This window comes from Pseudomonas sp. BF-R-19 (assembly GCF_019956445.1).
Classification (GTDB): domain Bacteria; phylum Pseudomonadota; class Gammaproteobacteria; order Pseudomonadales; family Pseudomonadaceae; genus Aquipseudomonas; species Aquipseudomonas fluorescens_BH.
In genome coordinates this window covers 1-23,984 of the sequence record NZ_JAHBDN010000078.1, presented here as the reverse complement: position 1 = coordinate 23,984, position 23,984 = coordinate 1, and the positions used below count along the sequence as shown (strand labels likewise).

Below are 23,984 nucleotides of genomic sequence, written 5' to 3'. Positions count from 1 at the left end.
CAGGCGTGGTGATTTTCAGAGCATTGCCCGGAAACTGTTCAATGCCTTGACCGACTGAACCAGGCCTTGACGTAACAAGAGATCGAGATAAGTGTCAGTGTTCATCGGTGGGGCCTTCAGTTGCTTGCGCTGTCGTTGTGCCGCGGCGACCACCGCTGCCGGATCCAGGTCGAAAAGGTTATCGACGAACTCGTCGGGGTGCTGGGCCTCGATGCCATAAGGTTGCAGCGCGGTGCGGGGGAAGTCTTTCTGGTTGAAGGTGACAATGACGCTGGCGTTGCAACGAATGGCAGCCGCCAGGACATGTCGGTCATCCGCGTCGGGCAGCGTCAGTCCTTGTATCAAAGCTTCGTACCCCGACACGCAGGCGTCGGGAATCGCCAGATCCATTAGCTCGCAGGTGCGATTCAATTGTGCGGCGTTTAGATCCGGGCGGTTTCTTAGCAGATTGCGTTTCCATTCATCGTGTATTGCCACTGACCATTTCGCTCTGAAAAGCCCGGAGAGCGCGAGCCACATCAGAAAGTCTCTCAAGGGAGCGGGGTAAAGAACACAAGCGTCATATACAGCGGTAAATGAAGTGTGCCTCACTCGTATCCTGTCCTTAACGCCTGTGCCTGCTCGGCGAGAAGCATCATTGCCTGCTCGCTGGCGGTGTCGCGCCGGTTTTTATAGTCCATCAAATCGGCAAAGCGCACACGTCGGTGCTTGCCGGTTTTGTGGTAGGACAGTTCGCCGGATTCGAGCAGTTTGATCAGGTGTGGACGTGAGACATTGAGCAGGTCCGCCGCTTCTTGCGTAGTCAGTTCAGCGTGGACCGGGACTACTTTCACAGCGTTACCGGCTGCGAGCTCCGCCAGAATATCGACCAGCAAACGGAGTGCAGAGGTAGGCAGTTCGATGTTATGCGCTTCGTTCTGCTCATCGAATATCTGGATGTGCTGAGTTTCGAACCGGGTAGCGAGATAGGCAGCCAGGGTGCGTTGCCCCTCGATTGCGGCTTGTACTTCGTGTTTCGCGGGCAAATTGATTGGCGGATGAATAACGGTCGACATGACGGTTTCCAATATTTTGAATAATCGATGTCGGCAGGTTATTCGAATTAATCGAAAATCGCAATAAACGAAACTGGCGGTTTTCAGACCGCTTTTGTCAACAACCCCTGCACATACTCCACAAACGCCCGAGCCTTGGCGCTGGCCATCCGGCCGGTAGGGAAAACGGCCCACAAATCCAGGTTAGGCAGTGTCCAGTCCTTCATCACTTCCCGGACTGAACCGTCGGCCAGTTCCGGCGCGAACATCCATTGCGAGGCCATGGTCAGCCCTTGATGGGCCAGCACGGCTTCACGCAAACCTTCGGCGGCGTTGACGCGGATCCGGCCGCTGATGATCACCGATTGTTCCTCGCCGGCCTTGTTGAACTGCCAATTGGCGCCGCCTCCGAGGGTGTAGAGGATTGCCTGATGCTTGCACAGGTCGGCGGGGCAGGTGGGCTCGCCGTGTTTTGCGAAGTACGCCGGTGTGCCCAGTACCAGGCGCCGGCATTCGGAGATCTTGCGGGCGGTCAGGCCCGAGTCGCTCAGCACGCCCATGCGCAGGGCGATGTCGACGCCTTCTTCCACCAGATTGACGTTGCGATCATCGAGCATCAGGTCGATGTTCAGCGCCGGGTTTTGCTCCAGGAAGGGGCCCAGGTGCGGAACGATGTGCAGCCGACCGAAGGTGACCGCCGCGCAGATGCGCAGGTTGCCACTCAGCCCACTGGCGGAACCCCGTGCGGCGTTATCGGCCTCGTCGGCTTCTTCGATAGCGCGCTTGGCCCGCTCGAAAAAGGCCAGCCCGGCCTCGGTGGGCGTCAGGCCCCGGGTAGAACGCAGCAACAGTCGCACCGCCAACCGTGATTCGAGCTGCGCGATGGTTTTCGACACGGCTGGCTGGCCGATGTTCAAGCGCCGGGCCGCGGCGGAAAACGAACCGGTTTCCACCACGTAGACGAAGGTTTCCATTGCGCCGAGGCGGTCCATTGAAGGTCCTTGTGAGAAGTCTTGAAGATGTCGCAGGCCCCTGTGGGAGCGAGCCTGCTCGCGATAGCGGTTTAACATTCAACATATATGCTGACTGTCATGCCGCTATCGCGAGCAAGCTCGCTCCCACAAGGGATATGTGGCGACAGTCAGGCGACACTTGAACGGGTCAACCGCGAATCGCATCCAGCATCGCTTCAGGCTCTGGGCGCTGAGTGTAATCGGGGTTGACCTCGGCGTAACGGATCATGGCATCTTGCCCGATCACATAGCGCTCCGGCATCGGCAATGTTCAGGACGGATCATCGTTTTTGGGGGGAATGGCGGGGCTTTCATCAGGGGCTTTCATCACACTCTGTAAAACAACCGAACGTCGCACTTCGGGTTTTTGTGCTTGAGTAAAGATAACTCTAGGGTTATTTTTGTTTTTGCCAAGCAAGGAGGCTGGTGGTGCAGAGCAGGCTATTGATCAAGGAGTTGGTGGAAGCGGGTTGGACCCTGGACCGGGTCACTGGCAGTCATCACATCTTCACGCACCCTTACAACCCGTACACCATTCCCGTCCCTCATCCAAAAAAGGATTTACCGATCGGGACGGTCAAGAGCATCAGGCGGCGAGCCGGGCTGTACTGCCCGCCAGCCAGTTACGCAGGAGATCCATAATGCAATATCCAATCTGTATCGAATGGGGCGATGAGAACACCGCCATCGGTATCCAGATCCCCGATATTCCAGGCGCGGTGACCGCCGGGGATACCTTTGAAGAGGCTTACAACGCCGCCGTCGAAATTGCCCACATCATGTTGCAGGAGATGGTGGCAGACGGCGATACGGTTCCGATGCCGACTTCGGCGGCGCTGCACCGTGGCAATCCCGAGTTCGCCGACATGGGCTGGGGCATGCTGGAACTGGACATCTCGCCGTACATGGGCAAGACCGAGAAGGTCAACGTCACGCTGCCCGGCTATGTGATCCAGCGCATCGACCGCTATGTGCGCGAGCACAACGTCAAAAGCCGCTCCTCCTTTCTGGCGGATGCGGCGATGGAGAAGCTGGTTCGACAATGAGTTGTCTCGGCCAGATCGCCTTCGCGGGCAAGTCGGATCGCCGCACCGCCGCTCCCACAAGGTTGGCGAATAACCTGTGGGAGCGGGCTTGCTCCGGGCGGCGATCCGACGAAGCTTTTGAGGCCTTAAGCCGTCGCCAATGAAGCCTTCTGCGAAACACTCAAGAACCGCAACAATGCCAACAGCGGAAACGCGCTGCCGACGATCACGATCCACAGCCAGCCGCCGTGCTCGTACACCGCGCTGGCCACCGAAGAGCCGAAGGCGCCGCCGATGAAGATGCTGGTCATGTACAGCGCATTCAGGCGGCTGCGGCTTTTGCCGTCGAGGGCGTAGACCGCACGCTGGCCGAGGACCATGTTCATCTGCACGCAGAAGTCGAGCACCACGCCGGTCACCGCCAGGCCGATGACACTGTAGGCCGGATGGATAAACGCCGGCATGAAACTCAGGCTGGCGAACAGCAGGGCCAGCAACGAGGCGATGCGGGTGTGACCGGCATCGGCCAGGCGCCCGGCGATGGGGGCGGCGATGGCGCCGATGGCCCCGACCAGGGCGAAAATCGCGATCTCGCTTTGCGACAAACCGTGATTGCGCGCCAGTTCCAGCGGCACGGCGGTCCAGAACAGGCTGAAGGTGGCAAACATGCAGCCCTGGTAAAACGCCCGCTGGCGCAGCACCGGTTGTTTGCGCAACAGCGTCCACAGCGAGCCCAGCAATTGGCCATAGGAAGCGCTGTGATCAGGCTCACGCTTGGGAATGGTCACGGCCAGCACGATGCTGATGGCCGCCATCAACACCGCGGCAATCATAAACATCGCCCGCCAACCGAAGTGGTCGGCCACCACGCTGGACACCGGTCGGGCCAGCAAAATGCCGAGCAACAAACCGCCCATGATCCCGCCCACCACACGGCCACGGGTTTCTTCCGGCGCCAGGTGCGCGGCCAACGGAATCAGGATCTGCACCGACACCGAACTGAACCCCACCAACAGCGAAATCAGCAAAAACACGTTCGGCTGATCGGTGAACGCCGCGCCCAGCAGGCTGACAATTGCCACCAGGGTGGTGATGATCATCAACCGGCGGTTCTCCAGCAGATCCCCCAGCGGCACCAGGAAAAACAGCCCCAGCGCGTAGCCGATCTGGGTCAGGGAAACGATCAGGCTGGCCATGGTGTTGGTCAGGCCGATGTCCGGGGCGATCAGGCCGATGATCGGCTGGGCGTAGTAGATGTTGGCGACAATCGCGCCGCAGCAGAAGGCGAACAGCAGCACCATGCCTCGGGTCATTGTCGCGGTGCCGTGGGACACCTGGGTCGCTGGGTTCATAACGGGTCTCGCTGTACGGAAAGGAATGCGCGCAGGCTAATGGGCTGACTGAAACGGCGGAAGCGGGATTGGAGTGATAGCAGTCATTCCATTGCGGAATGACTGACGAACGCGTGTGTCGTCCGTCGAAGAGCCTTGCGTCAGAACTATGCAGGTGAATGATACATTCACTTACATCTTGTTCGATAGCGTGCTTATGTTCTCTCTTCCTGTCTCACCACCGGAGGGCCGTCCCATGAAGGTAAAGTTTCGTCAGCTGATTCGCTGGGTTTCCGTCGTCACCTTGATCAGCGTATTCAACGCTGGCCTGGCTCAGGCCGAAGATGCGCCGGGCATGCGCATCGGTGTGCGCGGCGAGATCACCGGCGTCGGTCCGGACATTCTGAAAGTCCATGCCAACAGCGGCGACAACGTGGTGATCAACCTGACCAAGGACACCAAGGTCCGCGCCGTGACCCTGGCCAACATCGAAGACATCAAGCCCGGCAGCTACATCGGCTCCGCGGCTGTTCCCCAGGAGGATGGCACCCTCAAGGCCCTGGAGGTCCACGTTTTTCCGCCGGAGCTGGCCGGCAGTGGCGACGGTCATCGGCCGTTTGACCTGGTCAAGGGCAGCAGCATGACCAACGGTAGCGTCGGCGACCTGGTGGTGAGCAATGGCCGGGTGCTGACCGTCAACTACAAGGGCGGTCAACAGAAAATCCTGGTGCCAGAGGATGTGCCGATCGTCAACCTGGTGCCGGCCGATCGTAGCCTGTTGAAGGTGGGCGTGAAGATCGTGAGCTTTGTGACGCAGGGTGCGGACGGTACGCTCACCGCTCAATCCATCTCGGCGGGCAAGGATGGCGTGACGCCGCCGATGTAGCGGGAAGTCGCAGAACCTGTGGGAGCGAGCTTGGTCCGGGCGGCGTTCCGACGATGACGGTCTGACATTCAACAGATGTGTTGATTGATCCGCAGTCTTCGCGAGCAAGCCCGCTCCCACAATGGATTTGCAGTGAATTCTGATCTGTACAAAAAAGGCGACCTGCACAGGTCGCCTTTTTCATTGCCGCCCAGCGATTACTGACCGCTGTAGATCTGGTCGAAAATCCCGCCATCATTGAAGTGGGTCTTCTGCACGGTGCGCCAGTCGCCGAAGGTTTTCTCCACCGACAGGAAGTCCACTTTCGGGAAGCGGTCGGTGTACTTGGCCAGCACGGCCGGGTCACGCGGGCGCAGGTAGTTCGCCGCGGCAATCTCCTGGCCTTGCGGCGACCACAGGTACTTCAGGTATTCCTCGGCCGCTGCGCGGGTGCCTTTCTTGTCGACGGTCTTGTCGACCACCGACACCGGTGGCTCGGCTTCGGCGGAAACGCTTGGGTAGATGACTTCAAACTGATCGCGACCAAACTCGCGGGCGATCATTTCCGCTTCGTTCTCGAAGGTCACCAGCACGTCGCCGATCTGGTTGGTCATGAAGGTGGTGGTGGCGGCACGGCCACCGGTGTCGAGTACCGGCGCTTGCTTGAACAGCTTGCCGACGAAGTCTTTGGCCTTGTTCTCGTCGCCGCCGTTTTTCAGCACGTAGCCCCAGGCCGAGAGGTAGGTGTAGCGACCGTTACCGGAGGTTTTCGGGTTCGGGACGATGACCTGAACGCCGTCCTTGAGCAGGTCCGGCCAGTCTTTCAGGGCTTTCGGGTTGCCCTTGCGCACGATGAATACGGTGGCCGAGGTGAACGGCGCGCTGTTGTTCGGCAGGCGCGTGACCCAGTTGTCCGGGACCAGTTTGCCGTTGTCCGCCAGGGCGTTGATGTCGGTGGCCATGTTCATGGTGATGACATCGGCCGGCAGGCCGTCGATGACCGAGCGCGCCTGTTTGCTGGAACCGCCGAAGGACATCTGCAGGACGATGTTTTCGTTGTGTTCGGCTTGCCAGTGTTTCTGGAACGCAGTGTTGTAGTCCTTGTAGAAATCTCGCATCACGTCGTAGGAAACGTTGAGCAGGGTCGGTGCAGCCTGGGCGATGTTGCCCAGGGCCAGGCCAGCGGCGAGAAGTGAGGCGCCAAAGAGTTTTTTCACTGCGCATTCCTTGTTCTATTAAAAGTGGGGCAATTTGCCAGCGACTATAACTGGGCTCGCTTAGTCCCTTAAAGATTAAAAAGCTCTTTGCTTATTCCAGTTTTTTGAACAGTGCGTTACCGCAACGGGAGCAGAACGACGCCTCGGGTTCATGGCTGTCTTTGGCGCACACCGGGCAGTCGCGATGCAGCTGGCCGCCACGCATGGCCGTGGCCAGTTCGGCGGTGAAGATCCCGGTGGGCACGGCGATGATCGAGTAACCGGTGATCATCACCATCGACGAGATGACCTGGCCCAGTACGGTCTTGGGCACGATGTCGCCGTAACCGACGGTGGTCAGGGTGACGATCGCCCAGTAAATGCCCTTGGGAATGCTGGTGAAGCCATGTTGCGGGCCTTCGACCACATACATCAGGGTGCCGAACACGATGACCAGCGTGCAGACGCTGAGCAGGAACACGAGGATTTTCTGCTTGCTGCCGCGCAAGGCATCGAGCAGGTAATGGGCTTGCTTGAGGTACGGGCCGAGCTTGAGCACGCGGAAGATCCGCAGCATCCGGATGACCCGGATGATCAGCAGGTACTGGGCATCGCTGTAGTACAGCGCGAGGATGCCGGGCACGATGGCCAGCAGGTCCACCAGGCCATAGAAGCTGAAGGCATAGCGCAGGGGCTTGGGTGAGCAGTACAGGCGCAGGATGTACTCGCCGAGGAAGATCACCGTGAAGCCCCACTCGATGTATGCCAGCAGGCTGGCGTAGTTCTGGTGGACTTCATCGATGCTGTCCAGGATCACCACCACCAGGCTGGCGAGGATGATCAGCAGCAGGCTGGTGTCGAAGCGTCGACCGGCAACGGTGTCGGTCTGGAAAATAATCACGTACAGGCGGTTACGCCACGTGTCGTTGCTGTTCATGCACATCGCCTTGGCCGCAAATCAGCGCAGCCTAGGTTGATTCTCCCCGGGAGCGCAAGGCGCGCTTTCGACCGTGGCTTTGCCGAGCATTTGCACAACGCTACGGATCAGCCAGCCGGCAAGAATGAACGGCGCGGTCAGCGTAGGCAGACCGATGGCGGCAAACGCCGGCGTCAGCAACAGCGCCAGGCCGATGCCAACCAGCGGCAGCCACGGTTGGCGACGCTGCGAGCTGAAGGCGAGGGCGGCCAGCACGGCGTTGTAGCCACCGAGGCCGAGCAGTGCGGTGTAGAAATCGTGGTGCAACAGGCTCCAGCCCATGCCCGCGACAGACGCCAATAATGCCCAGCAGAATGCGCGGCGATCGGCGATCAGCAAACCGGCGGCAATCATCGCACCGGCCAGCGGATGGCCGAGGAACATCACCTGACCAATGCCTTTGAGGGGGGCGGCGAGCATGTTCAGGGTGCTGACTTCGATCAAATGCGGCTCTGTCGAGGGCGTGGCGAAGCACAGCAGCAACCAGCCCAGCCCGACGAAGGGCGCGGTGTAGGCCGGCAGGCATTGGCTGAACCGGACGCGCTTGAGCCACTGTTGGGTGACCATCGCGCTCAGGCCTCCGGCGGCCAGAATCAGGGGCGGCATCATCGCCGACCAGGGGAAATACAGGCTCAGTAACAGTCCGAGCAGCACGCCGTTGTAGCTGAACAACCCGGCCTGACGATCAGCCTTGGCATAGTTGCGGCGTTGCGCGGTGAGCAGCCCGGCGACACCACCGAGCAAGGCGCCGCCGAGCAAGGCGGGTGCAGTGAACAAAATGGCCAGGACGCACAGCAGGCCGCACAGCGGATTGCGCTGGAGAAAGATCTGGCTGAAGCCGTTGAGCAATGCTTCGGCCCAGTCGGGGCAGTGGGTGTTGAAATGGTTGGCAGGCATGATGAAGTCTGTGGTGTTCCCGGTGAATCGTGTCGCCTGCTTCGCGAGCAAGCCCGCTCCCACATTGAATCTTTGTTCAGTCATTGATTCTGTGGTGCACACAGATCAACTGTGGGAGCGGGCTTGCTCGCGAAGAGGCCAGTTCAAGCGCTAGATCAATGTCTCAATGCGCAAAGAGTTAGTCGACCCCGGCTGCCCAAACGGCACACCCGCAGTGATCAATAACGTGTCGCCACGCTGTGCCATGCCCTGGGCCTGTGCGATCTCCAGTGCCGTCGAGCAGACTTCATCGACCTGACGCAGGCGGTCGTTGACCACCGAGTGCACACCCCACGCCACGCTCAGGCGACGGGCGGTCTGCAGGTTCGGTGTCAGGTTGAGGATCGGCACCGTCGGCCGCTCCCGCGCCGCACGCAGGCTCGATGCGCCAGACTCGCTGTAGTTCACCAGCACCGCCACCGGCAGCACGTTGCTGATGCGGCGAATGGCGCAACTGATCGCGTCGGAAACAGTCGCCTCGGCTTTCGGTCGGCTGACGTCGAGTTGAGTCTGATAGTCCGGACCGTTTTCCACCTGGCGGATGATCTTGCTCATCATCTGCACGGCTTCGAGCGGGTATTCGCCGGACGCGGTTTCCGCCGACAGCATCACCGCGTCCGCACCTTCGGCCACAGCGTTGGCGACATCGGTGACCTCGGCGCGGGTTGGCGCCGGTGAGAAGCGCATCGACTCCAGCATCTGCGTCGCCACCACCACCGGTTTGCCGAGCTGGCGGCAGGTGCTGATGATGTTCTTCTGGATCTGCGGCACGCTTTCGGCCGGCACTTCCACGCCAAGGTCACCCCGGGCGACCATGATCGCATCGCTCAATTCGGCGATCTCGCGCAGTTGTTCGACGGCCGAGGGCTTCTCGATCTTGGCCATCAGGAACGCCTTGTCGCCGATCAGCGAGCGGGCTTCGCGGATGTCATCGGGACGTTGCACGAACGACAGCGCCACCCAATCCACGCCCAACTCCAGACCGAAGGTCAAGTCGCGGCGATCCTTGGCGGTCAGCGGGCTGAGGTCGAGCACCGCTTGTGGCACGTTCACGCCTTTGCGGTCCGACAGTTCGCCGCCGTTGAGCACGGTGGTGTCGATGGCGTCTGCGTACTTGGTCACTACCCGCAGACGCAACTTGCCGTCGTCCAGCAGCAGGTCCATGCCCGGCTCCAGTGCCGCGATGATTTCCGGGTGCGGCAGGTTGACCCGGCGCTCATCGCCGGGCGTGGCATCGAGGTCCAGGCGCAAGGCCTGGCCGCGCACCAGTTGCACCTTGCCTTCGGCGAACTTGCCGACCCGCAGTTTCGGGCCTTGCAGGTCCATCAGGATGCCCAATGGATAATTCAGCTGGCGCTCGACTTCACGAATCCACTGGAAACGCTGGGCGTGGTCGGCGTGATCACCATGGCTGAAGTTCAGGCGGAAGATGTTGACCCCGGCCAGCACCAGCTCACGGATAGCGTCGATGCCGTCGGTGGCCGGGCCGAGCGTGGCGAGGATTTTGACCTTTTTATCAGGCGTCATGTTTAGTGCTCTCAAGGATCAGAATGGCGCGGAAGTCGTTGACGTTGGTACGGGTCGGCTCGGTGACGATCAGGGCGTCGAGCGCCTCGAAGTAGCCGTAACCGTTGTTGTTGTCCAACTCGTCGCTGGCGCTCAGGCCCTTTGCCGCGGCGCGGGCGTAGCTGTCCGGGGTCATGATCGCGCCGGCGTTGTCTTCGGAACCGTCGATGCCGTCGGTGTCACCGGCCAGCGCGTAGACGCCGGGCAGGCCCTTGAGGCTGTCGGTCAGGCTGAGCAGGAACTCGGCATTGCGTCCGCCACGGCCATTGCCGCGCACGGTGACGGTGGTTTCACCGCCAGAGAGAATCACGCAGGGCGCCGCCAGCGGCTGGCCATGCAGGACGATCTGTCGTGCGATGCCGGCGTGGACTTTCGCCACCTCGCGGGATTCGCCTTCGAGGTCGCCGAGGATCAGCGGGCTGAACCCGGCCTGACGGCATTTCACTGCGGCCGCTTCAAGGGATTGCTGCGGGCGGGCGATCAACTGGAAATGACTGCGCGCCAGGCTCGGGTCGCCGGGTTTGACGGTTTCCGACTCGGGGCTTTGCAGCCAGCTGCGCACCGAGACCGGAACCTCGATGGCGTAGCGCTTGAGGATCGCCAGCGCTTCGGCCGACGTGCTCGGGTCGGCCACGGTAGGGCCGGAGGCGATGACCGTGGCGAGGTCGCCCGGCACATCGGAAATCGCATAGGTGTAGACCGTGGCAGGCCAGCAGGCTTTGCCCAGGCGGCCGCCCTTGATCGCCGAGAGGTGCTTGCGCACGCAGTTCATCTCGCCGATGGAGGCGCCGGACTTGAGCAGGGCTTTGTTGATCGACTGCTTGTCGGCCAGGGTGATGCCTTCGGCCGGCAGTGCCAGCAGGGCAGAGCCACCACCGGAGAGCAGGAAGATCACGCGGTCGGATTCGTTCAGGTCGCTGACCAGTTCCAGCACGCGCTTGGCCACGGCCAGACCGGCAGCGTCCGGTACCGGATGTGCGGCTTCGACAACTTCGATTTTTTCGCAAGGTGCGCCGTGACCGTAACGGGTCACCACCAGGCCGCAGATTTCACCCTGCCAGCAGCGCTCGACCACCTGGGCCATGGCGGCTGCGGCTTTGCCGGCGCCAATGACGATCACGCGGCCGCTACGGTCGGCAGGCAAATGGGCTTCGAGGACTTGTTGCGGATGCGCCGCGTCGATGGCTGTGGCAAACAGCTCGCGCAGCAATTGTTGCGGATCGACCGACATGGCGGGCTCCCGGAATTCTTGTTATTTGAAGGGCAACTCGGTCCAGTGTGGGAGCGGGCTTGCTCGCGAATGCGGCTTCAAATTCAACAGAGATGTTGACTGACCTGACGCTTTCGCGAGCAAGCCCGCTCCCACATGGGGATGGGGCAGGGCTTACTTCTTGTCGCGAATCGAGAAGTTCGCCATGTGTTCCAGGCCCTTGATCAGCGCCGAGTGGTCCCAGTTGCTGCCACCGATGGCCGCGCAGGTGCTGAACACTTGCTGGGTGTTGGCGGTGTTCGGCAGGTTGATGTTCAGCTCCTTGGCACCTTGCAGGGCCAGGTTCAGGTCCTTCTGGTGCAGGCTGATGCGGAAGCCTGGATCGAAGGTGCCCTTGATCATGCGCTCGCCGTGCACTTCGAGGATCTTCGAGGACGCGAAACCGCCCATCAGTGCTTCACGCACCTTGGCTGGATCGGCACCGTTTTTCGAAGCGAACAGCAGGGCTTCAGCCACGGCCTGGATGTTCAGGGCCACGATGATCTGGTTGGCTACCTTGGCGGTTTGACCGTCGCCGTTGCCACCGACCAGGGTGATGTTCTTGCCCATGGCCTGGAACAGCGGCAGGGCGCGTTCGAAAGCGTCGGCATCGCCGCCGACCATGATGCTCAGGGTCGCAGCCTTGGCGCCGACTTCACCACCGGATACCGGGGCGTCGAGGTATTGCGCGCCTTTTTCATTGATCTTTGCCGCGAAAGCCTTGGTGGCGGTCGGCGAGATCGAGCTCATGTCGATGACCACTTTGCCTTTGCCCACGCCAGCAGCGATGCCGTCGGCACGGAACAGCACGTCATCGACCTGCGGGGTATCGGGCACCATGACGATGATGAATTCGGCTTCCTGGGCAACTTCTTTCGGGTTCGCCAGGGCAACGGCGCCAGCGGCGATCAGGTCGGCAGGCGCAGGGTCGTGGTGGGCCGACAGGAACAGGCTGTGACCGGCTTTCTGCAGGTTCGCCGCCATTGGGTGGCCCATGATGCCGGTGCCGATAAATCCGATTTTAGCCATGAGAAAATCCTCTTGTTTTTGTGCTTTCTGTAGGAGCGAGCTTGCTCGCGAAAAACTTCAACGAAAACGCGTGCTGCCTGAGTAAACGCGGCGCCTGATCGTTCTTCGCGAGCAAGCTCGCTCCTACAGGTAATGGGTCAGATCGCGTTATGGGTTTTCAACCAGCCCAGGCCCGCTTCAGTGGTGGTCAGCGGCTTGTATTCGCAGCCGACCCAGCCCTGGTAACCGATGCGGTCCAGGTGTGCGAACAGGAAGCGGTAGTTGATTTCACCGGTGCCTGGTTCGTTGCGCCCCGGGTTGTCCGCGAGCTGCACGTGGTTGATCTCGCCCAAGTGCGATTGCAGGGTGCGGGCCAGATCGCCTTCCATGATTTGCATGTGGTAGATGTCGTATTGCAGGAACAGGTTGGCGCTGCCGACCTGCTCGCGAATCGACAGGGCTTGCGCCGTGTTGTTCAGGTAGAAGCCTGGAATGTCACGGGTGTTGATCGCTTCCATCACCAGCTTGATACCCGCCGCTTGTAGCTTGTCGGCCGCGTACTTGAGGTTGGCGACGAAGGTTTTCTCCACGGTGGCATCGTCAAAGCCCTGCGGACGAATACCGGCCAGGCAGTTGACCTGGGTGTTGCCCAGCACTTGCGCGTAAGCGATGGCCAGGTCGACACCGGCACGGAACTCTTCGACCCGATCCGGCAGGCACGCAATACCGCGCTCGCCCTTGGCCCAGTCACCGGCCGGCAGGTTGAACAGCACTTGGGTCAGGCCGTGTGCGTCGAGCTGGGCCTTGATTTCGGCGGAGCTGAAGTCGTACGGGAACAGGTATTCGACACCAGTGAAGCCGGCCTTGGCGGCCGCTTCGAAACGGGCGAGAAAGTCCTGTTCGGTGAACAGCATGGACAGGTTGGCTGCGAAGCGCGGCATGGTGGTCTCCTGTATGTGTTTGATGTCCTCTGTGGGAGCGGGCTTGCTCGCGAAGGCGGTGGTTCAGTCAACATTGATGTCGACTGACACTCCCTCTTCGCGAGCAAGCCCGCTCCCACAGGGGAAGCGGTCAGCAGTTAATCCAGCAACGAAATCGCAGTCGGTGCGTCGTCGCCGACCAGCGCCAGGTCTTCGAATTCGTTGACGGCGTTGATCTCGGTGCCCATGGAAATGTTGGTCACGCGCTCCAGGATGATCTCGACGATCACCGGCACCTTGAACTCTTCGATCAACTCCTGGGCCTTGCGCAGGGCAGGCTGGATCTGAGCCGGTTCGAACACACGCAGTGCCTTGCAGCCGAGGCCTTCGGCAACTGCGACGTGGTCCACACCGTAGCCGTTGAGTTCCGGCGCGTTCAGGTTGTCGAAGGACAGCTGCACGCAGTAGTCCATGTCGAAACCGCGTTGCGCCTGACGGATCAGGCCCAAGTACGAGTTGTTCACCACAACATGTATGTACGGCAGCTTGAACTGCGCGCCCACCGCCAATTCTTCGATCATGAACTGGAAGTCATAGTCCCCCGACAGGGCCACGACTTTACGGTTCGGATCAGCCTTGACCACGCCCAGCGCTGCCGGAATGGTCCAGCCCAACGGGCCTGCCTGGCCGCAGTTGATCCAGTGGCGCGGCTTGTAGACGTGCAGGAACTGCGCGCCGGCAATCTGCGACAGACCGATGGTGCTGACGTAGCAGGTGTCTTTGCCGAACACCTGGTTCATTTCTTCGTATACACGCTGCGGCTTGACCGGCACGTTGTCGAAGTGAGTCTTGCGCTGCAGGCTCGCTTTACGCTGCTGGCAGTCTTGCAGCCAGGCGCTGCGGTTCTTCAGCTTGCCGGCGGCTTGCCATTCACGAGCGACTTCGATGAACACGGTCAGCGCGGCAGCGGCATCGGACACGATGCCCAGATCCGGCGTGAACACGCGGCCGATCTGAGTGCCTTCGATGTCGACGTGAATGAACTTGCGGCCTTCGGTGTAGACGTCGACCGAACCGGTGTGACGGTTGGCCCAACGGTTACCGATACCCAGAACCACGTCGGATTTCAGCATGGTCGCGTTGCCGTAGCGGTGCGAGGTCTGCAAGCCAACCATGCCCACCATCAGCGGGTGATCGTCCGGAATGGTGCCCCAGCCCATCAGGGTCGGGATGACCGGGATGCCGGTCAGCTCAGCGAACTCGACCAGCAGATCGCTGGCATCGGCGTTGATGATGCCACCACCGGCGACCAGCAATGGACGCTCGGCCTGATCCAGCATGGCCAAGGCTTTCTCAACCTGGACGCGGGTAGCGCTCGGCTTGGCCAAGGGCAGCGGCTGGTAAGCATCGATGTCGAATTCGATTTCGGCCATCTGCACGTCGAACGGCAGGTCGATCAGCACCGGGCCTGGACGGCCGGAGCGCATTTCATAAAAGGCTTTCTGGAACGCGTAAGGCACCTGGCCCGGTTCCATGACGGTGGTTGCCCACTTGGTCACTGGCTTGACGATGGTGGTGATGTCGACAGCCTGGAAGTCTTCCTTGTGCATACGGGCGCGGGGTGCCTGGCCGGTAATGCAGAGGATTGGAATCGAGTCGGCCGAGGCGCTGTAGAGCCCGGTGACCATGTCGGTGCCGGCAGGGCCGGACGTACCGATGCACACGCCGATGTTACCGGCCTTGGTGCGGGTGTAGCCCTCGGCCATGTGCGAGGCGCCTTCAACGTGGCGAGCGAGTACGTGATCGATGCCGCCGACCTTTTGCAGGGCGGAGTACAGCGGGTTGATGGCGGCACCCGGGATGCCAAAAGCGGTATCGACCCCTTCACGGCGCATCACCAGAACGGCGGCTTCGATTGCTCTCATTTTGCTCATGGTTTTGTGCCTCTTTACGTTTTGTAATTGTATACAAGTGGCTTTGCGCAGAGTGTATTCACGGCGGACGGCGCAGGTCAATCCATTTTCTCAAGCGCTTGTTTCATTCGTCGGAAGCCCGTTCTGCTGTGGCTTTTCGTCGCATGTGGCGCCTTTCGAGAATTATTGTATACAAAAAAATAATTCATTGTGTTCTATTTGTTGCATCTGGCTGCGACGCAAGCGTGCGCACTTGTGCCGCAGCCCACCGACTTTCCGAAAAACAAAATGAGGACGGCACCATGAGCGCTTTAACCTTGAAAGTCGCAGTCAACCTGGTCAACGAGGCCATCAACGCAGGACGTGCAATCTCTGCGGCACCCTTGACCATTGCAGTACTGGATGCCGGCGGGCATCTGATCGCCCTGCAACGCGAAGACGGCGCGAGCCTGCTGCGCCCGCACGTCGCCATCGGCAAAGCCTGGGGCGCCATCGCGCTGGGCAAGGGTTCACGCCTGCTGGCGCTGGACGCCCAGCAACGCCCGGCGTTTATCGCCGCGTTGAACAGCCTGGGGCAGGGCAGCGTCGTGCCGGCACCGGGTGGTGTGCTGGTTCGCGATCAGGACGGGAACGTGCTGGGGGCGGTGGGGATCAGCGGCGATCTGTCGGATGTTGACGAGCAGTGCGCGATCAATGCCATCGAGGCGTTGGGGTTGGTGGCGGATGCGGGGGTGGCGGCTTGATCTTCGCTGACTGAACTACCGCTTTCGCGAGCAAGCCCGCTCCCACATTGGATTTTTTGCGTACACAAATTTTGTGAACGACAGCGATCAAGTGTGGGAGCGGGCTTGCTCGCGAAGGCAATCTCCCAGACACATCCAGCTAAAGGTCTGCCCCACAATCGTGTAGTCGCTGAACTAGCCTTTCCATGATTTCAACATGAGAGAGGGCAAGGAATGCCTGAGCTGTCAGCATCACACCGCCTGCGCATCGGCCGCTACGCCGAGCAAAATCGCATCTACCTACTGACTGCCAATACCCTGAAACGAGAACCTGTTTTCAGGGATTACACCCTGGGCAGACTGGTTGTTCACCAATTCAGGCAAGCACAGGATGACGGCTTTGCCGAAACACTGGCGTGGGTGGTCATGCCGGATCATTTCCATTGGTTGATTCAATTGCAAAAGGGATCGCTTGCGCAACTGATGTGTCAGGCGAAATCCTTGAGTACTCGTGCAATCAATAGGGCAACAGGCAGAACGGGGAGCCTCTGGCAACAGAGTTTTCATGACCGTGCACTGAGAAAAGAAGAGGATTTGGTAAAGCTGGCTCGATACGTTGTGGCTAACCCATTGCGGGGAGGGCTGGTCGAGAAGCTTGGTGACTATCCGTTGTGGGATGCGATCTGGGTTTGATCTAAAACCGAATTGCCGGCATTCGCGAGCGAGCCCGCTCCCACATTTGACCGAGTTTCGCCAGGAGGATAGAGATTAAATGTGGGAGCGGGCTTGCTCGCGAATGGCCTTGATGCGGTCTACCGCTCAGGCTCACACCCCTTCAACACCAACCGGATAATCGTCTGCGCCGCCGCTTCATAATCTTCTTCATCCAGCCTGGCCTTGCCGGTGATGGCGGTGATCTGCCAGTCGAAGTCGGCGTAGGTCTGGGTTGCGGCCCAGATGCTGAACATCAGGTGGTTGGGGTCGATGGGGGCGATTTGCCCGCGGTCGATCCAGGTCTGGATGCACTCGATGTTGTGTTTGGCCTGGCCATTGAGCTGTTCGACCAGATCGCTGCTCAGGTGGGGGGCGCCGTGCATGATTTCGCTGGCGAACACCTTGGAGGCGAAAGGCAGGTCGCGGGAGATGCGGATCTTCGAGCGAATGTAGCCGCTGAGTACTTCACCGGGCTCGCCGTCCGGATTGAACGGTGTCGAGGCCTGCAGGATGGGCTCGATGATGCTTTCCAGAACCTCGCGGTAGAGGTTTTCCTTGGATTTGAAGTAGTAGTAGACGTTGGGCTTGGGCAATCCCGCCTTGGCTGCGATATCGCTGGTTTTGGTCGCAGCGAAGCCTTTGTCGGCGAATTCCTCACTGGCGGCACGCAGGATCAGTTGTTTGTTGCGCTCGCGGATAGTGCTCATAAACCGGGTGATTCCTTGCCTGTTCTGGCGGTTGCGCATGGTATCACCGGCCTCGCGCAGCGCTCAAGAATGCACCGTAGGCTCTTGTGTCGCGCTATGCTGCTGCGCATTCATTGCAGAAGGAAACCCGATTCATGGCAGGAAGCAGTTTGCTGGTGCTGATCGACGACATCGCGACCGTGCTGGACGACGTGTCTTTGATGACCCAAATGGCCGCCAAGAAAACGGCCGGCGTACTCGGCGACGACCTGGCACTCAATGCCCAGCAAGTCAGCGGCGTGCGTGCCGAACGGGAAATCCCGGTGGTCTGGGCGGTCGCCAAGGGTTCGTTCATCAATAAACTGATCCTGGTGCCGTCGGCGTTGGCGATCAGTGCATTCATTCCGTGGCTGGTCACGCCGTTGTTGATGGTCGGTGGCGCCTATCTGTGCTTCGAAGGGTTTGAGAAGCTCGCCCACAAGTTCCTGCACAGCAAGGCTGAAGATGTCGCCGAGCATGCGCAGTTGGTCGAGGCGGTGGCCGATCCTGCCATCGACCTGGTGGCGTTCGAGAAGGACAAGATCAAAGGCGCGATCCGCACCGACTTCATTCTTTCGGCGGAAATCATCGCCATCACCCTCGGCACGGTGGCCGGCGCTCCATTGACCCAGCAAATCATCGTGCTTTCGGGCATTGCCATTGTCATGACCGTCGGCGTGTACGGATTGGTGGCGGGTATCGTCAAGCTCGACGACCTCGGCCTGTGGTTGACCCAGAAACCCGGGCAGATGGCGAAAAGCATTGGCGGCGGGATTCTGCGCGCGGCACCGTACATGATGAAAAGCCTGTCGGTGATCGGCACGGCGGCGATGTTCCTGGTGGGTGGCGGGATCCTCACGCACGGTGTGCCGGTGGTGCATCACTGGATCGAAAGTGTCGGTGCTGCGGCAGGTGGCGGCGGATTTATCGTGCCGGTGTTGCTCAATGGCGTGGCGGGGATTGTCGCGGGGGCGGTGGTGTTGGTGGGCGTGATGGCTGTCAGCAAGATCTGGAAAGCCCTGAAAGGCTGAAGACAACACAAAGCAAATGTGGGAGCGGGCTTGCTCGCGAAAGCGGTGTGTCAGACACAATGATGTCGAATGACACACCCTATTCGCGAGCAAGCCCGCTCCCACATTGATTTATAGCTGCCGGAATTACTCGGCGACCTGCAACTTGCGCGCTTCGGTATACACGTAACGCACTTTGTCGTACTCGAACGGCGAGTTCATCTGGCCATAGCGGAAGCTGGTCTGGTAGCGCTTGTCGATGCCGCGCAGGATCAACACTTCCGGATGGTTGGAGCTGACTTCGGCCACGTTCAGGAAGTTGATCGCACTCTCGGCCGAGTAATCCACCAGCAGGCCGCCGGTATCACGCAGGTTCGACGGACCGAGGATCGGCAGGACTAAATAAGCGCCGCCCGGCACGCCGTAGAAGCCCAGGGTCTGGCCGAAGTCTTCGCTCTGGCGCGGCAGGCCCATGGCGGTGGCCGGGTCCCACAGGCCGGCGATGCCGATGGTGGTGTTGAGCAGCAGTCGCCCGGTGGTTTCCAGCGAGCGCTGGCCCTTGAGTTGCAGCAGGCTGTTCATCAGGTTCGGCACGTCGCCGAGGTTGTTGAAGAAGTTGCTGACGCCGGTGCGCAGGAAGCTCGGGGTGACGTAGCGGTAACCATTGACCACCGGCAGGAACACCCATTGATCGAAGCGGTAGTTGAAGTGATAGACGCGCCGGTTCCACTCTTCCAGCGGATCGTAGACGGTCAGCGCGCTGAGGGTTGAACGCTCGAACTCACGCTGGTCCAGACCCGGGTTGAATTTGAGTTTGCTCAGCGGTTCCTTGAAACCATCACTGTCGACGACCACGGGGGCGTTGGCTTTGCTGTTGTCGGCACTGGCGACGCCTGCACAGAGTAACGCTGCGAAAAGCAGGAGGTATTTAGCCACGGAAGAACTCCAGCATGGCGTCGCTGTTGACGCGGTAGTTAATGTTGCCGCAGTGGCCGCCGTACGGGTAAACGGTCAGGCGATCACCGAAGGTCCTGCGCAGGAAGCCCAGGTCGCCAGGGCCGAGGATCACGTCATCGGCGTTGTGCATGACCGCGATTTTCGGGCTTTCGTGCAGATAGTCCTTCAGCGCATACAGGCTCACCTGGTCAATCAGTTGCAACAGGCTGCCGCCGTCGGTGCGGGCGCGCCACATCGGGATCACTTGTTCGGTGATGTAGCAGTCGAAGTCGCATTGCAGCGCACGCTTGAGGAATGGCGTGAGGCTGGTGCCCTCGGTGATCGGGAACTTGGGTGGGGTGATCAGGCCGCGACGGTTGACCAGGTCCGAAGTGAAGGCAATGTCGGCCGCCGAAAAGCGGAACGAGGTGCCGATCAGCATGGCCATCTGCTCGTTGGTCAGGTGCTGCTTGGACTGCTGGAAGTCGTAGAGCAGGGCATCATTGAGGTCGATGTAGCCCTTCTGCTGGAAGTAGCGGGTCAGCTTGTCCAGTACCAGTTCATAGAACGTGGTGCTGGTGTTGATGCCCCTGACCTCGGTCTGGACCAGCTTGTCGAGGTTGGTGATCGAGGTGTAGAGGTTGACCGGCGGGTTGAGCAGCAGGACTTTCTTGAAGTTGAAGCTGCGGCGGGTTTCGTCCAGGTGCGAGACGAAAGCGGCATCCAGTGCCCCCAGGCTGTACCCGGTCAGGTAGTAATCGGTAACCGGCATTTTCGGGTTCTGTGCCCGTACGGCCTGCATCACCCGGTACAGATCTTCGGCGTCTTCCTTGGAAACACCCGGCGTGGCAAAGCGTGATGCGGCGCTCATGAAGTCATAGCTGGTGGGCGATGACAACTGCACCACGTGGTAGCCGGCTTTGTAATAGAGCTTCTTCAGGTATTCGTTCAGGGTGCTGTCATAGCGCGCGCCGGTGCCGGCGATCAGGAACATCAGCGGTGCGGCGTGATCCTGCGTGGCTATGCGGTAGTCGAGTTTCTTGACTGCCCAGAAATTGTCCGGCAATTCGAATGCCCGTTCCGGACGCAAGGTGACGCTGCGCACCTCCTGATCGATATCGTCGTCCAGGGGTAACTCCGGACGCAGGTCCGGCGGCGTGGTCGCGATGGTCGCCTCGAACGGGTTGGTCAGGGGGTAGCCGTAACTGGCGGCGTCAATGTCGACCGCCAGTGCGGACGCACTCAATATAAGGCCGCCAAACAGGGCAGCGAAGTGCAAGGAACGGAGCATGACTAAATCCCTTAGAAGAAGGTGCCGAATGAATTTCGCAGGCTATGACCACCGGATGTGCGCCAAAGTGCCAACCCTCGGCACCAAGCAGGCTTAATTTCGAAGTAATAGTAGCTGGACGATACACTTTGCAGTGATTGAATGACCAGTTAACAGTTGTTATCGCTTGCGAAACGCTCTTGGGCGATTAAGCTGGCCGCCGTTTTTCGCCAATTGGAGTGTTTCATGTCCCGCCGCCTGCCTGTGATTCTGCTGCTTGTTTTGCTGCCTGTATGGCTGGCCGCCAGTTATGGCGCGCGTTATGGCTTCATGGAGGATGCGCAGTGGGTCGGCATTTGCGTGGATGAGGCGAGTCGTTGGGAATGCCAGGTGCGATCGAACCTGGGGCTGATGATTCACTTCGGGGTTCTGGGCTGGGCTGCGCTGGGCGCGGCGGTCATCGGCTTTGTCGTGCCGGGGCGGGCAGGGTGGTGGCTGGCGGTGCTGGCGCTGGTGTTCGGGTTTCCGGCATTGGCGTTGTACAACACGACGCTGGCAGTGTTTGCGGTGGTGATTGCGGGGTTGCGGTTGGTCAGGGCTTCTCGCAGCGCCTGATAGTCCGTCATCGCGAGCAAGCTCGCTCCCACATTTGATCTTTGTCGCACACAGATTTTGTGTGCACTGAAGATCTACTGTGGGAGCGAGCTTGCTCGCGATGAGGTCAGTCAGGTCGCTAAAGAGTTAAACCTTGCGAACCCGCAAACAGCGCCACAACGCAGCCACCATCAACACACTCACCAGCGCCCAACCCCAGGCCTGCTGGTTCTGCAAACCTTCACGAAACAGCTGCGGTGCAATGCCGGCACCGATGATGAAGGTCAGCAACGCAATTTCTCGACGCGGCACGCTTACCGGGCGGCACAGATACACCAGCGCCGGCACGATGAACGCGACACTCGGGAAGCTGCGATAACGCGGATCGAGCACCAGTTCCAGCATCATCACGGCTGCCGCGAAACCTGTCGTTGCAACCAGCCAGCCAGCACGGCGTTCCAGCAAGTTGAAAGCCCGCCCGCGCCAACCGCTGCGAGGACTCAATGCCAGCGCGGCATGGGCCAGCACCAGCAGATTCAGGGCGGTCAGCAATCCGACCCATAGCCATTCACTGGTAAAACGCGTGGTCACCCGTGCCAGGTCGCCCCAGGCGCCAATCGAACACGCCGCCAAGGCACCGAGCAGGGGCAGCACCAGTGCCGAACGCGTCGTGCGGACCCGGCCACCGAGCAGCAATGTACCGATGAAGATCAGGCCACCCACCGCCAGCCACTGCGACCAGTACGGAACGTTTGTCACTGGCCCTGCCAGCACGCCCTTGTCCTGGCGATCGGCATCGAACAGCCCCCAGTAACCACCGACCGCACCTTCACTGGCGCGCTTCCAGGGCTGGTCGAAGGCTTCGATCAGGTTGTAATGCCAACCCTGTTGCTCGGCCATGGCGACAAAGCCGCGAATGAACTTGGCTTCGTTGATCCGGCTCGGTAGGGCCGTTTCGCGCTGGCGACCTTCGCTCGGCCAGCCGGTTTCGCCGATCAGCACATCCTTGGGCGCGAACTTGTTGCCGAACACCTGGCGTACTTCGGCCACATGTTGCAGGGCTGCGTCGATGTTCGACGGATCATCTTCCCAGTACGGCAGCAAGTGGATGGTCAGGAAGTCCACGGCGGGGGCGATTTGCGGATGCTTGAGCCAGAACTCCCAGACGTCGGCGTAGGTGACAGGCTGTTTGACCTGACTCTTGACCTTGTTGATCAGCTTCACCAGCTGCGCGCCAGTGACTTCCTTGCGCAGCAGGGTTTCGTTGCCGACGATCACCGCGCTCACCACATCGGGGTTGGCGTTGGCCGAGGCGATCAGCAGGTCGACTTCTTTCTCGGTGTCCACGGGGTTGCTGTTGACCCAGGCGCCGATCATCAGCTTCAAGCCATGCTTGCGCGCCAGATCCGGCAGGGCTTCCAGGCCGGTCATGGAATAGGTGCGGATGCATTCGAAGCTTTTGGACAGCAGCGCGAGGTCGGCATCCATGCGCTCGGGGCGCAAGTTGAATGGCACGTCAAACGGCGATTGATCCTTGTCGAATGGCGTGTAGGAGGCGCATTGCAGTTTGTGCGTCGCGCTGGCGACGTCCGGCAAAATCACCGGTTTGCCGAGGCCGTACCAGAAGCCGCCAAGGGCAAACAGCCCGAGCAGGCAAGCGAATAGATAAGCAGCAAAAGGGAAGCGGGAGGTCGCGGACATGGTCAGGCCGTGTGGGAACAAAGCGGCGCATGTTACCTGCATTTGCCGGGTGCTTGGTGGCCTGCATGATTTTGACATGCAAAGTTCGGGCGGATCGGTAGGGGGTGTTTGTTGTGCTGAGGATTAATGGCTTTCTGATGTCGTTTCTCGATGCCTTGAGGTCGCTGGCAGAGCAGGTCGCCATGAGCGTCAGGTTGATTATCGCAAGTGTCAGTACTCCGCTGATGTTCGAACGAGTTTGCGGTGGGCGTGATGGGGGCGCTGTGCACCATAACAATACGTTTAAGCGACTCGGCATCCGTCGAGCGCAGCACTTTCGGGGAAGTAACGATGAAGATGCGACGACTCTTGGGCGCAGGTGCGGCTTTGGTGCTGGCGATCAGTTCGACCGTGGCGAGCGCCGCGGGCAAGGACGTGACGCTTGGTTATGTCGATGGCTGGTCGGACAGTGTCGCCACGACCAACGTGGCGGCTGAAGTGATCAGGCAGAAACTCGGTTATGACGTGAAGCTGCAAGCCGTCGCTACCGGGATCATGTGGCAGGGCGTGGCCACCGGTAAACTCGACGCCATGCTGTCGGCCTGGCTGCCGGTGACCCACGGTGAGTACTGGACGAAGAACAAGGATCAGGTCGTCGACTACGGCCCGAACTTCAAGGACGCGAAAATCGGCCTGATCGTGCCGGAGTACGTCAAGGCCAAGTCCATTGACGACCTCAAGACCGACGACACCTTCAAGAACCGCATCGTCGGCATCGACGCCGGTTCAGGCGTGATGCTCAAGACCGATCAGGCGATCAAGGACTACGACCTGACCGGCTATCAACTCAAGGCCAGTTCCGGCGCCGGCATGATCGCCGAGTTGACCCGTGCCGAGAAGAAAAACGAATCCATTGCCGTGACCGGTTGGGTGCCGCACTGGATGTTCGCCAAGTGGAAACTGCGCTTCCTCGAAGACCCGAAAGGCGTGTACGGCGCGGCTGAAACCGTGAACAGCATCGGCAGCAAGGGCCTGGAGGCCAAGGCGCCGGAAGTGGCCAAGTTCCTGAAGAACTTCCAGTGGGAATCCAAGGATGAAATCGGTCAGGTGATGCTGGCGATTCAGGATGGTGCCAAACCTGAAGCCGCGGCGAAGGATTGGATCGCCAAACACCCTGAGCGTGTGGCTGCCTGGACTAAATAACAGGCACCTCGCTTTAAATTGTGGGAGCGGGCTTGCTCGCGAAGGGGCCATAACAGTCAACAATAATGTTGAATGTTATGGCCCCTTCGCGAGCAAGC

General features: G+C 60.3%; 24 protein-coding genes. 8 read left to right on the top strand and 16 right to left on the bottom strand.

All coding sequences use genetic code 11. From position 1 onward, the window contains the following. Positions 1-15 precede the first annotated feature (15 nt). The 3 genes from KGB28_RS22645 to KGB28_RS22635 all read right to left on the bottom strand — a co-directional run bounded on the left by KGB28_RS22645 (position 16) and on the right by KGB28_RS22635 (position 2,026). A complete protein-coding gene (locus KGB28_RS22645; protein WP_223447969.1) occupies positions 16-591 on the bottom strand; it encodes a PIN domain-containing protein in 576 nt (191 codons plus the stop codon). After that, positions 588-1,055, bottom strand: a complete 468-nt coding sequence (locus KGB28_RS22640; RefSeq protein ID WP_223447968.1) for a helix-turn-helix domain-containing protein — start codon at positions 1,053-1,055, stop codon at positions 588-590. The genes KGB28_RS22645 and KGB28_RS22640 overlap by 4 nt, the downstream gene beginning before the upstream one ends. An 83-nt stretch (positions 1,056-1,138) precedes the next feature. Beyond that, on the bottom strand, positions 1,139-2,026 hold the full coding sequence (locus tag KGB28_RS22635; protein WP_223447967.1) for a LysR family transcriptional regulator: 888 nt from the start codon (positions 2,024-2,026) through the stop codon (positions 1,139-1,141). A 450-nt stretch (positions 2,027-2,476) separates the two neighbouring features. Between KGB28_RS22635 and KGB28_RS22630 the strand changes: the two genes are divergently transcribed. Both KGB28_RS22630 and KGB28_RS22625 read left to right on the top strand, forming a co-directional pair. Continuing rightward, positions 2,477-2,689 (top strand): type II toxin-antitoxin system HicA family toxin, encoded by a 213-nt coding sequence (locus tag KGB28_RS22630; protein ID WP_223447966.1) that lies wholly within the window; start codon positions 2,477-2,479, stop codon positions 2,687-2,689. Continuing rightward, positions 2,689-3,093: a type II toxin-antitoxin system HicB family antitoxin gene (locus KGB28_RS22625; RefSeq protein WP_223447965.1), complete on the top strand. Its 405-nt coding sequence runs from the start codon at positions 2,689-2,691 to the stop codon at positions 3,091-3,093. The genes KGB28_RS22630 and KGB28_RS22625 overlap by 1 nt, the downstream gene beginning before the upstream one ends. Positions 3,094-3,218: 125 nt before the next feature. Here KGB28_RS22625 and KGB28_RS22620 read toward each other — a convergent pair whose 3' ends face one another. Beyond that, complete coding sequence (locus tag KGB28_RS22620) at positions 3,219-4,424, bottom strand: MFS transporter (protein WP_223447964.1); 1,206 nt, start codon at positions 4,422-4,424, stop codon at positions 3,219-3,221. 235 nt (positions 4,425-4,659) lie between these two features. On the opposite strand from KGB28_RS22620, the gene KGB28_RS22615 reads away from it, so the two are divergent. Beyond that, a complete protein-coding gene (locus KGB28_RS22615; protein ID WP_223447963.1) occupies positions 4,660-5,289 on the top strand; it encodes a hypothetical protein in 630 nt (209 codons plus the stop codon). Positions 5,290-5,486: 197 nt separating this feature from the next. Here the strand turns inward: KGB28_RS22615 and KGB28_RS22610 are convergent, their stop codons facing one another. The 8 genes from KGB28_RS22610 to gcl form a co-directional block, all read right to left on the bottom strand. Beyond that, entirely contained in the window at positions 5,487-6,485 is a 999-nt protein-coding gene (locus tag KGB28_RS22610; protein ID WP_223447962.1) for a sulfate ABC transporter substrate-binding protein, read from the bottom strand. 91 nt (positions 6,486-6,576) lie between these two features. Then, positions 6,577-7,401, bottom strand: coding sequence for an ion transporter (locus KGB28_RS22605; RefSeq protein ID WP_223447961.1), 825 nt, complete (start codon positions 7,399-7,401; stop codon positions 6,577-6,579). A 21-nt stretch (positions 7,402-7,422) separates the two neighbouring features. Beyond that, positions 7,423-8,337, bottom strand: coding sequence for an urea transporter (locus KGB28_RS22600; RefSeq protein ID WP_150753395.1), 915 nt, complete (start codon positions 8,335-8,337; stop codon positions 7,423-7,425). 150 nt (positions 8,338-8,487) lie between these two features. Next, on the bottom strand, positions 8,488-9,903 hold the full coding sequence (pyk, locus tag KGB28_RS22595) for a pyruvate kinase (RefSeq protein ID WP_150716449.1): 1,416 nt from the start codon (positions 9,901-9,903) through the stop codon (positions 8,488-8,490). Next, the gene (locus KGB28_RS22590; protein ID WP_223447960.1) at positions 9,893-11,173 is read right to left on the bottom strand and encodes a glycerate kinase; all 1,281 of its coding nucleotides are present in this window, start codon (positions 11,171-11,173) and stop codon (positions 9,893-9,895) included. Before KGB28_RS22590 ends, pyk begins: the two co-directional genes overlap by 11 nt. A gap of 153 nt (positions 11,174-11,326) precedes the next feature. Then, positions 11,327-12,220 carry a 2-hydroxy-3-oxopropionate reductase gene (locus KGB28_RS22585; RefSeq protein WP_223447959.1) on the bottom strand — a complete coding sequence of 298 codons (894 nt, stop codon included), beginning with the start codon at positions 12,218-12,220 and terminating at the stop codon, positions 11,327-11,329. 137 nt (positions 12,221-12,357) lie between these two features. Further along, a complete protein-coding gene (gene hyi / locus KGB28_RS22580) occupies positions 12,358-13,140 on the bottom strand; it encodes a hydroxypyruvate isomerase (protein WP_223447958.1) in 783 nt (260 codons plus the stop codon). 137 nt (positions 13,141-13,277) lie between these two features. Then, positions 13,278-15,053: a glyoxylate carboligase gene (gcl, locus tag KGB28_RS22575; protein ID WP_223447957.1), complete on the bottom strand. Its 1,776-nt coding sequence runs from the start codon at positions 15,051-15,053 to the stop codon at positions 13,278-13,280. Positions 15,054-15,334: 281 nt separating this feature from the next. Here gcl and KGB28_RS22570 point away from each other — a divergent pair, with 281 nt between their 5' ends. Then, positions 15,335-15,775 (top strand): GlcG/HbpS family heme-binding protein, encoded by a 441-nt coding sequence (locus KGB28_RS22570; RefSeq protein WP_223447956.1) that lies wholly within the window; start codon positions 15,335-15,337, stop codon positions 15,773-15,775. Positions 15,776-15,988: 213 nt separating this feature from the next. After that, positions 15,989-16,447 carry an REP-associated tyrosine transposase gene (locus KGB28_RS22565; RefSeq protein ID WP_223447955.1) on the top strand — a complete coding sequence of 153 codons (459 nt, stop codon included), beginning with the start codon at positions 15,989-15,991 and terminating at the stop codon, positions 16,445-16,447. A 119-nt stretch (positions 16,448-16,566) separates the two neighbouring features. Here KGB28_RS22565 and KGB28_RS22560 read toward each other — a convergent pair whose 3' ends face one another. Next, positions 16,567-17,175, bottom strand: coding sequence for a TetR/AcrR family transcriptional regulator (locus tag KGB28_RS22560; RefSeq protein ID WP_015096199.1), 609 nt, complete (start codon positions 17,173-17,175; stop codon positions 16,567-16,569). A 134-nt stretch (positions 17,176-17,309) separates the two neighbouring features. Here KGB28_RS22560 and KGB28_RS22555 point away from each other — a divergent pair, with 134 nt between their 5' ends. Beyond that, the gene (locus KGB28_RS22555; RefSeq protein WP_223447954.1) at positions 17,310-18,224 is read left to right on the top strand and encodes a DUF808 domain-containing protein; all 915 of its coding nucleotides are present in this window, start codon (positions 17,310-17,312) and stop codon (positions 18,222-18,224) included. 126 nt (positions 18,225-18,350) lie between these two features. On the opposite strand, the gene KGB28_RS22550 is transcribed toward KGB28_RS22555, so the two are convergent. Together KGB28_RS22550 and KGB28_RS22545 are read right to left on the bottom strand one after the other, a co-directional pair. After that, complete coding sequence (locus KGB28_RS22550) at positions 18,351-19,139, bottom strand: VacJ family lipoprotein (protein ID WP_223447953.1); 789 nt, start codon at positions 19,137-19,139, stop codon at positions 18,351-18,353. Further along, positions 19,132-20,430, bottom strand: a complete 1,299-nt coding sequence (locus KGB28_RS22545) for a serine/threonine protein kinase (RefSeq protein WP_150724521.1) — start codon at positions 20,428-20,430, stop codon at positions 19,132-19,134. The genes KGB28_RS22550 and KGB28_RS22545 overlap by 8 nt, the downstream gene beginning before the upstream one ends. A gap of 225 nt (positions 20,431-20,655) precedes the next feature. On the opposite strand from KGB28_RS22545, the gene KGB28_RS22540 reads away from it, so the two are divergent. After that, the gene (locus KGB28_RS22540; RefSeq protein WP_223447952.1) at positions 20,656-21,024 is read left to right on the top strand and encodes a hypothetical protein; all 369 of its coding nucleotides are present in this window, start codon (positions 20,656-20,658) and stop codon (positions 21,022-21,024) included. A 126-nt stretch (positions 21,025-21,150) separates the two neighbouring features. Here KGB28_RS22540 and KGB28_RS22535 read toward each other — a convergent pair whose 3' ends face one another. Continuing rightward, positions 21,151-22,746 (bottom strand): beta (1-6) glucans synthase, encoded by a 1,596-nt coding sequence (locus KGB28_RS22535; RefSeq protein WP_223447951.1) that lies wholly within the window; start codon positions 22,744-22,746, stop codon positions 21,151-21,153. 288 nt (positions 22,747-23,034) lie between these two features. Here KGB28_RS22535 and KGB28_RS22530 point away from each other — a divergent pair, with 288 nt between their 5' ends. After that, positions 23,035-23,886: a glycine betaine ABC transporter substrate-binding protein gene (locus KGB28_RS22530; RefSeq protein ID WP_223447950.1), complete on the top strand. Its 852-nt coding sequence runs from the start codon at positions 23,035-23,037 to the stop codon at positions 23,884-23,886. The last annotated feature ends 98 nt before the right edge of the window (positions 23,887-23,984 follow it).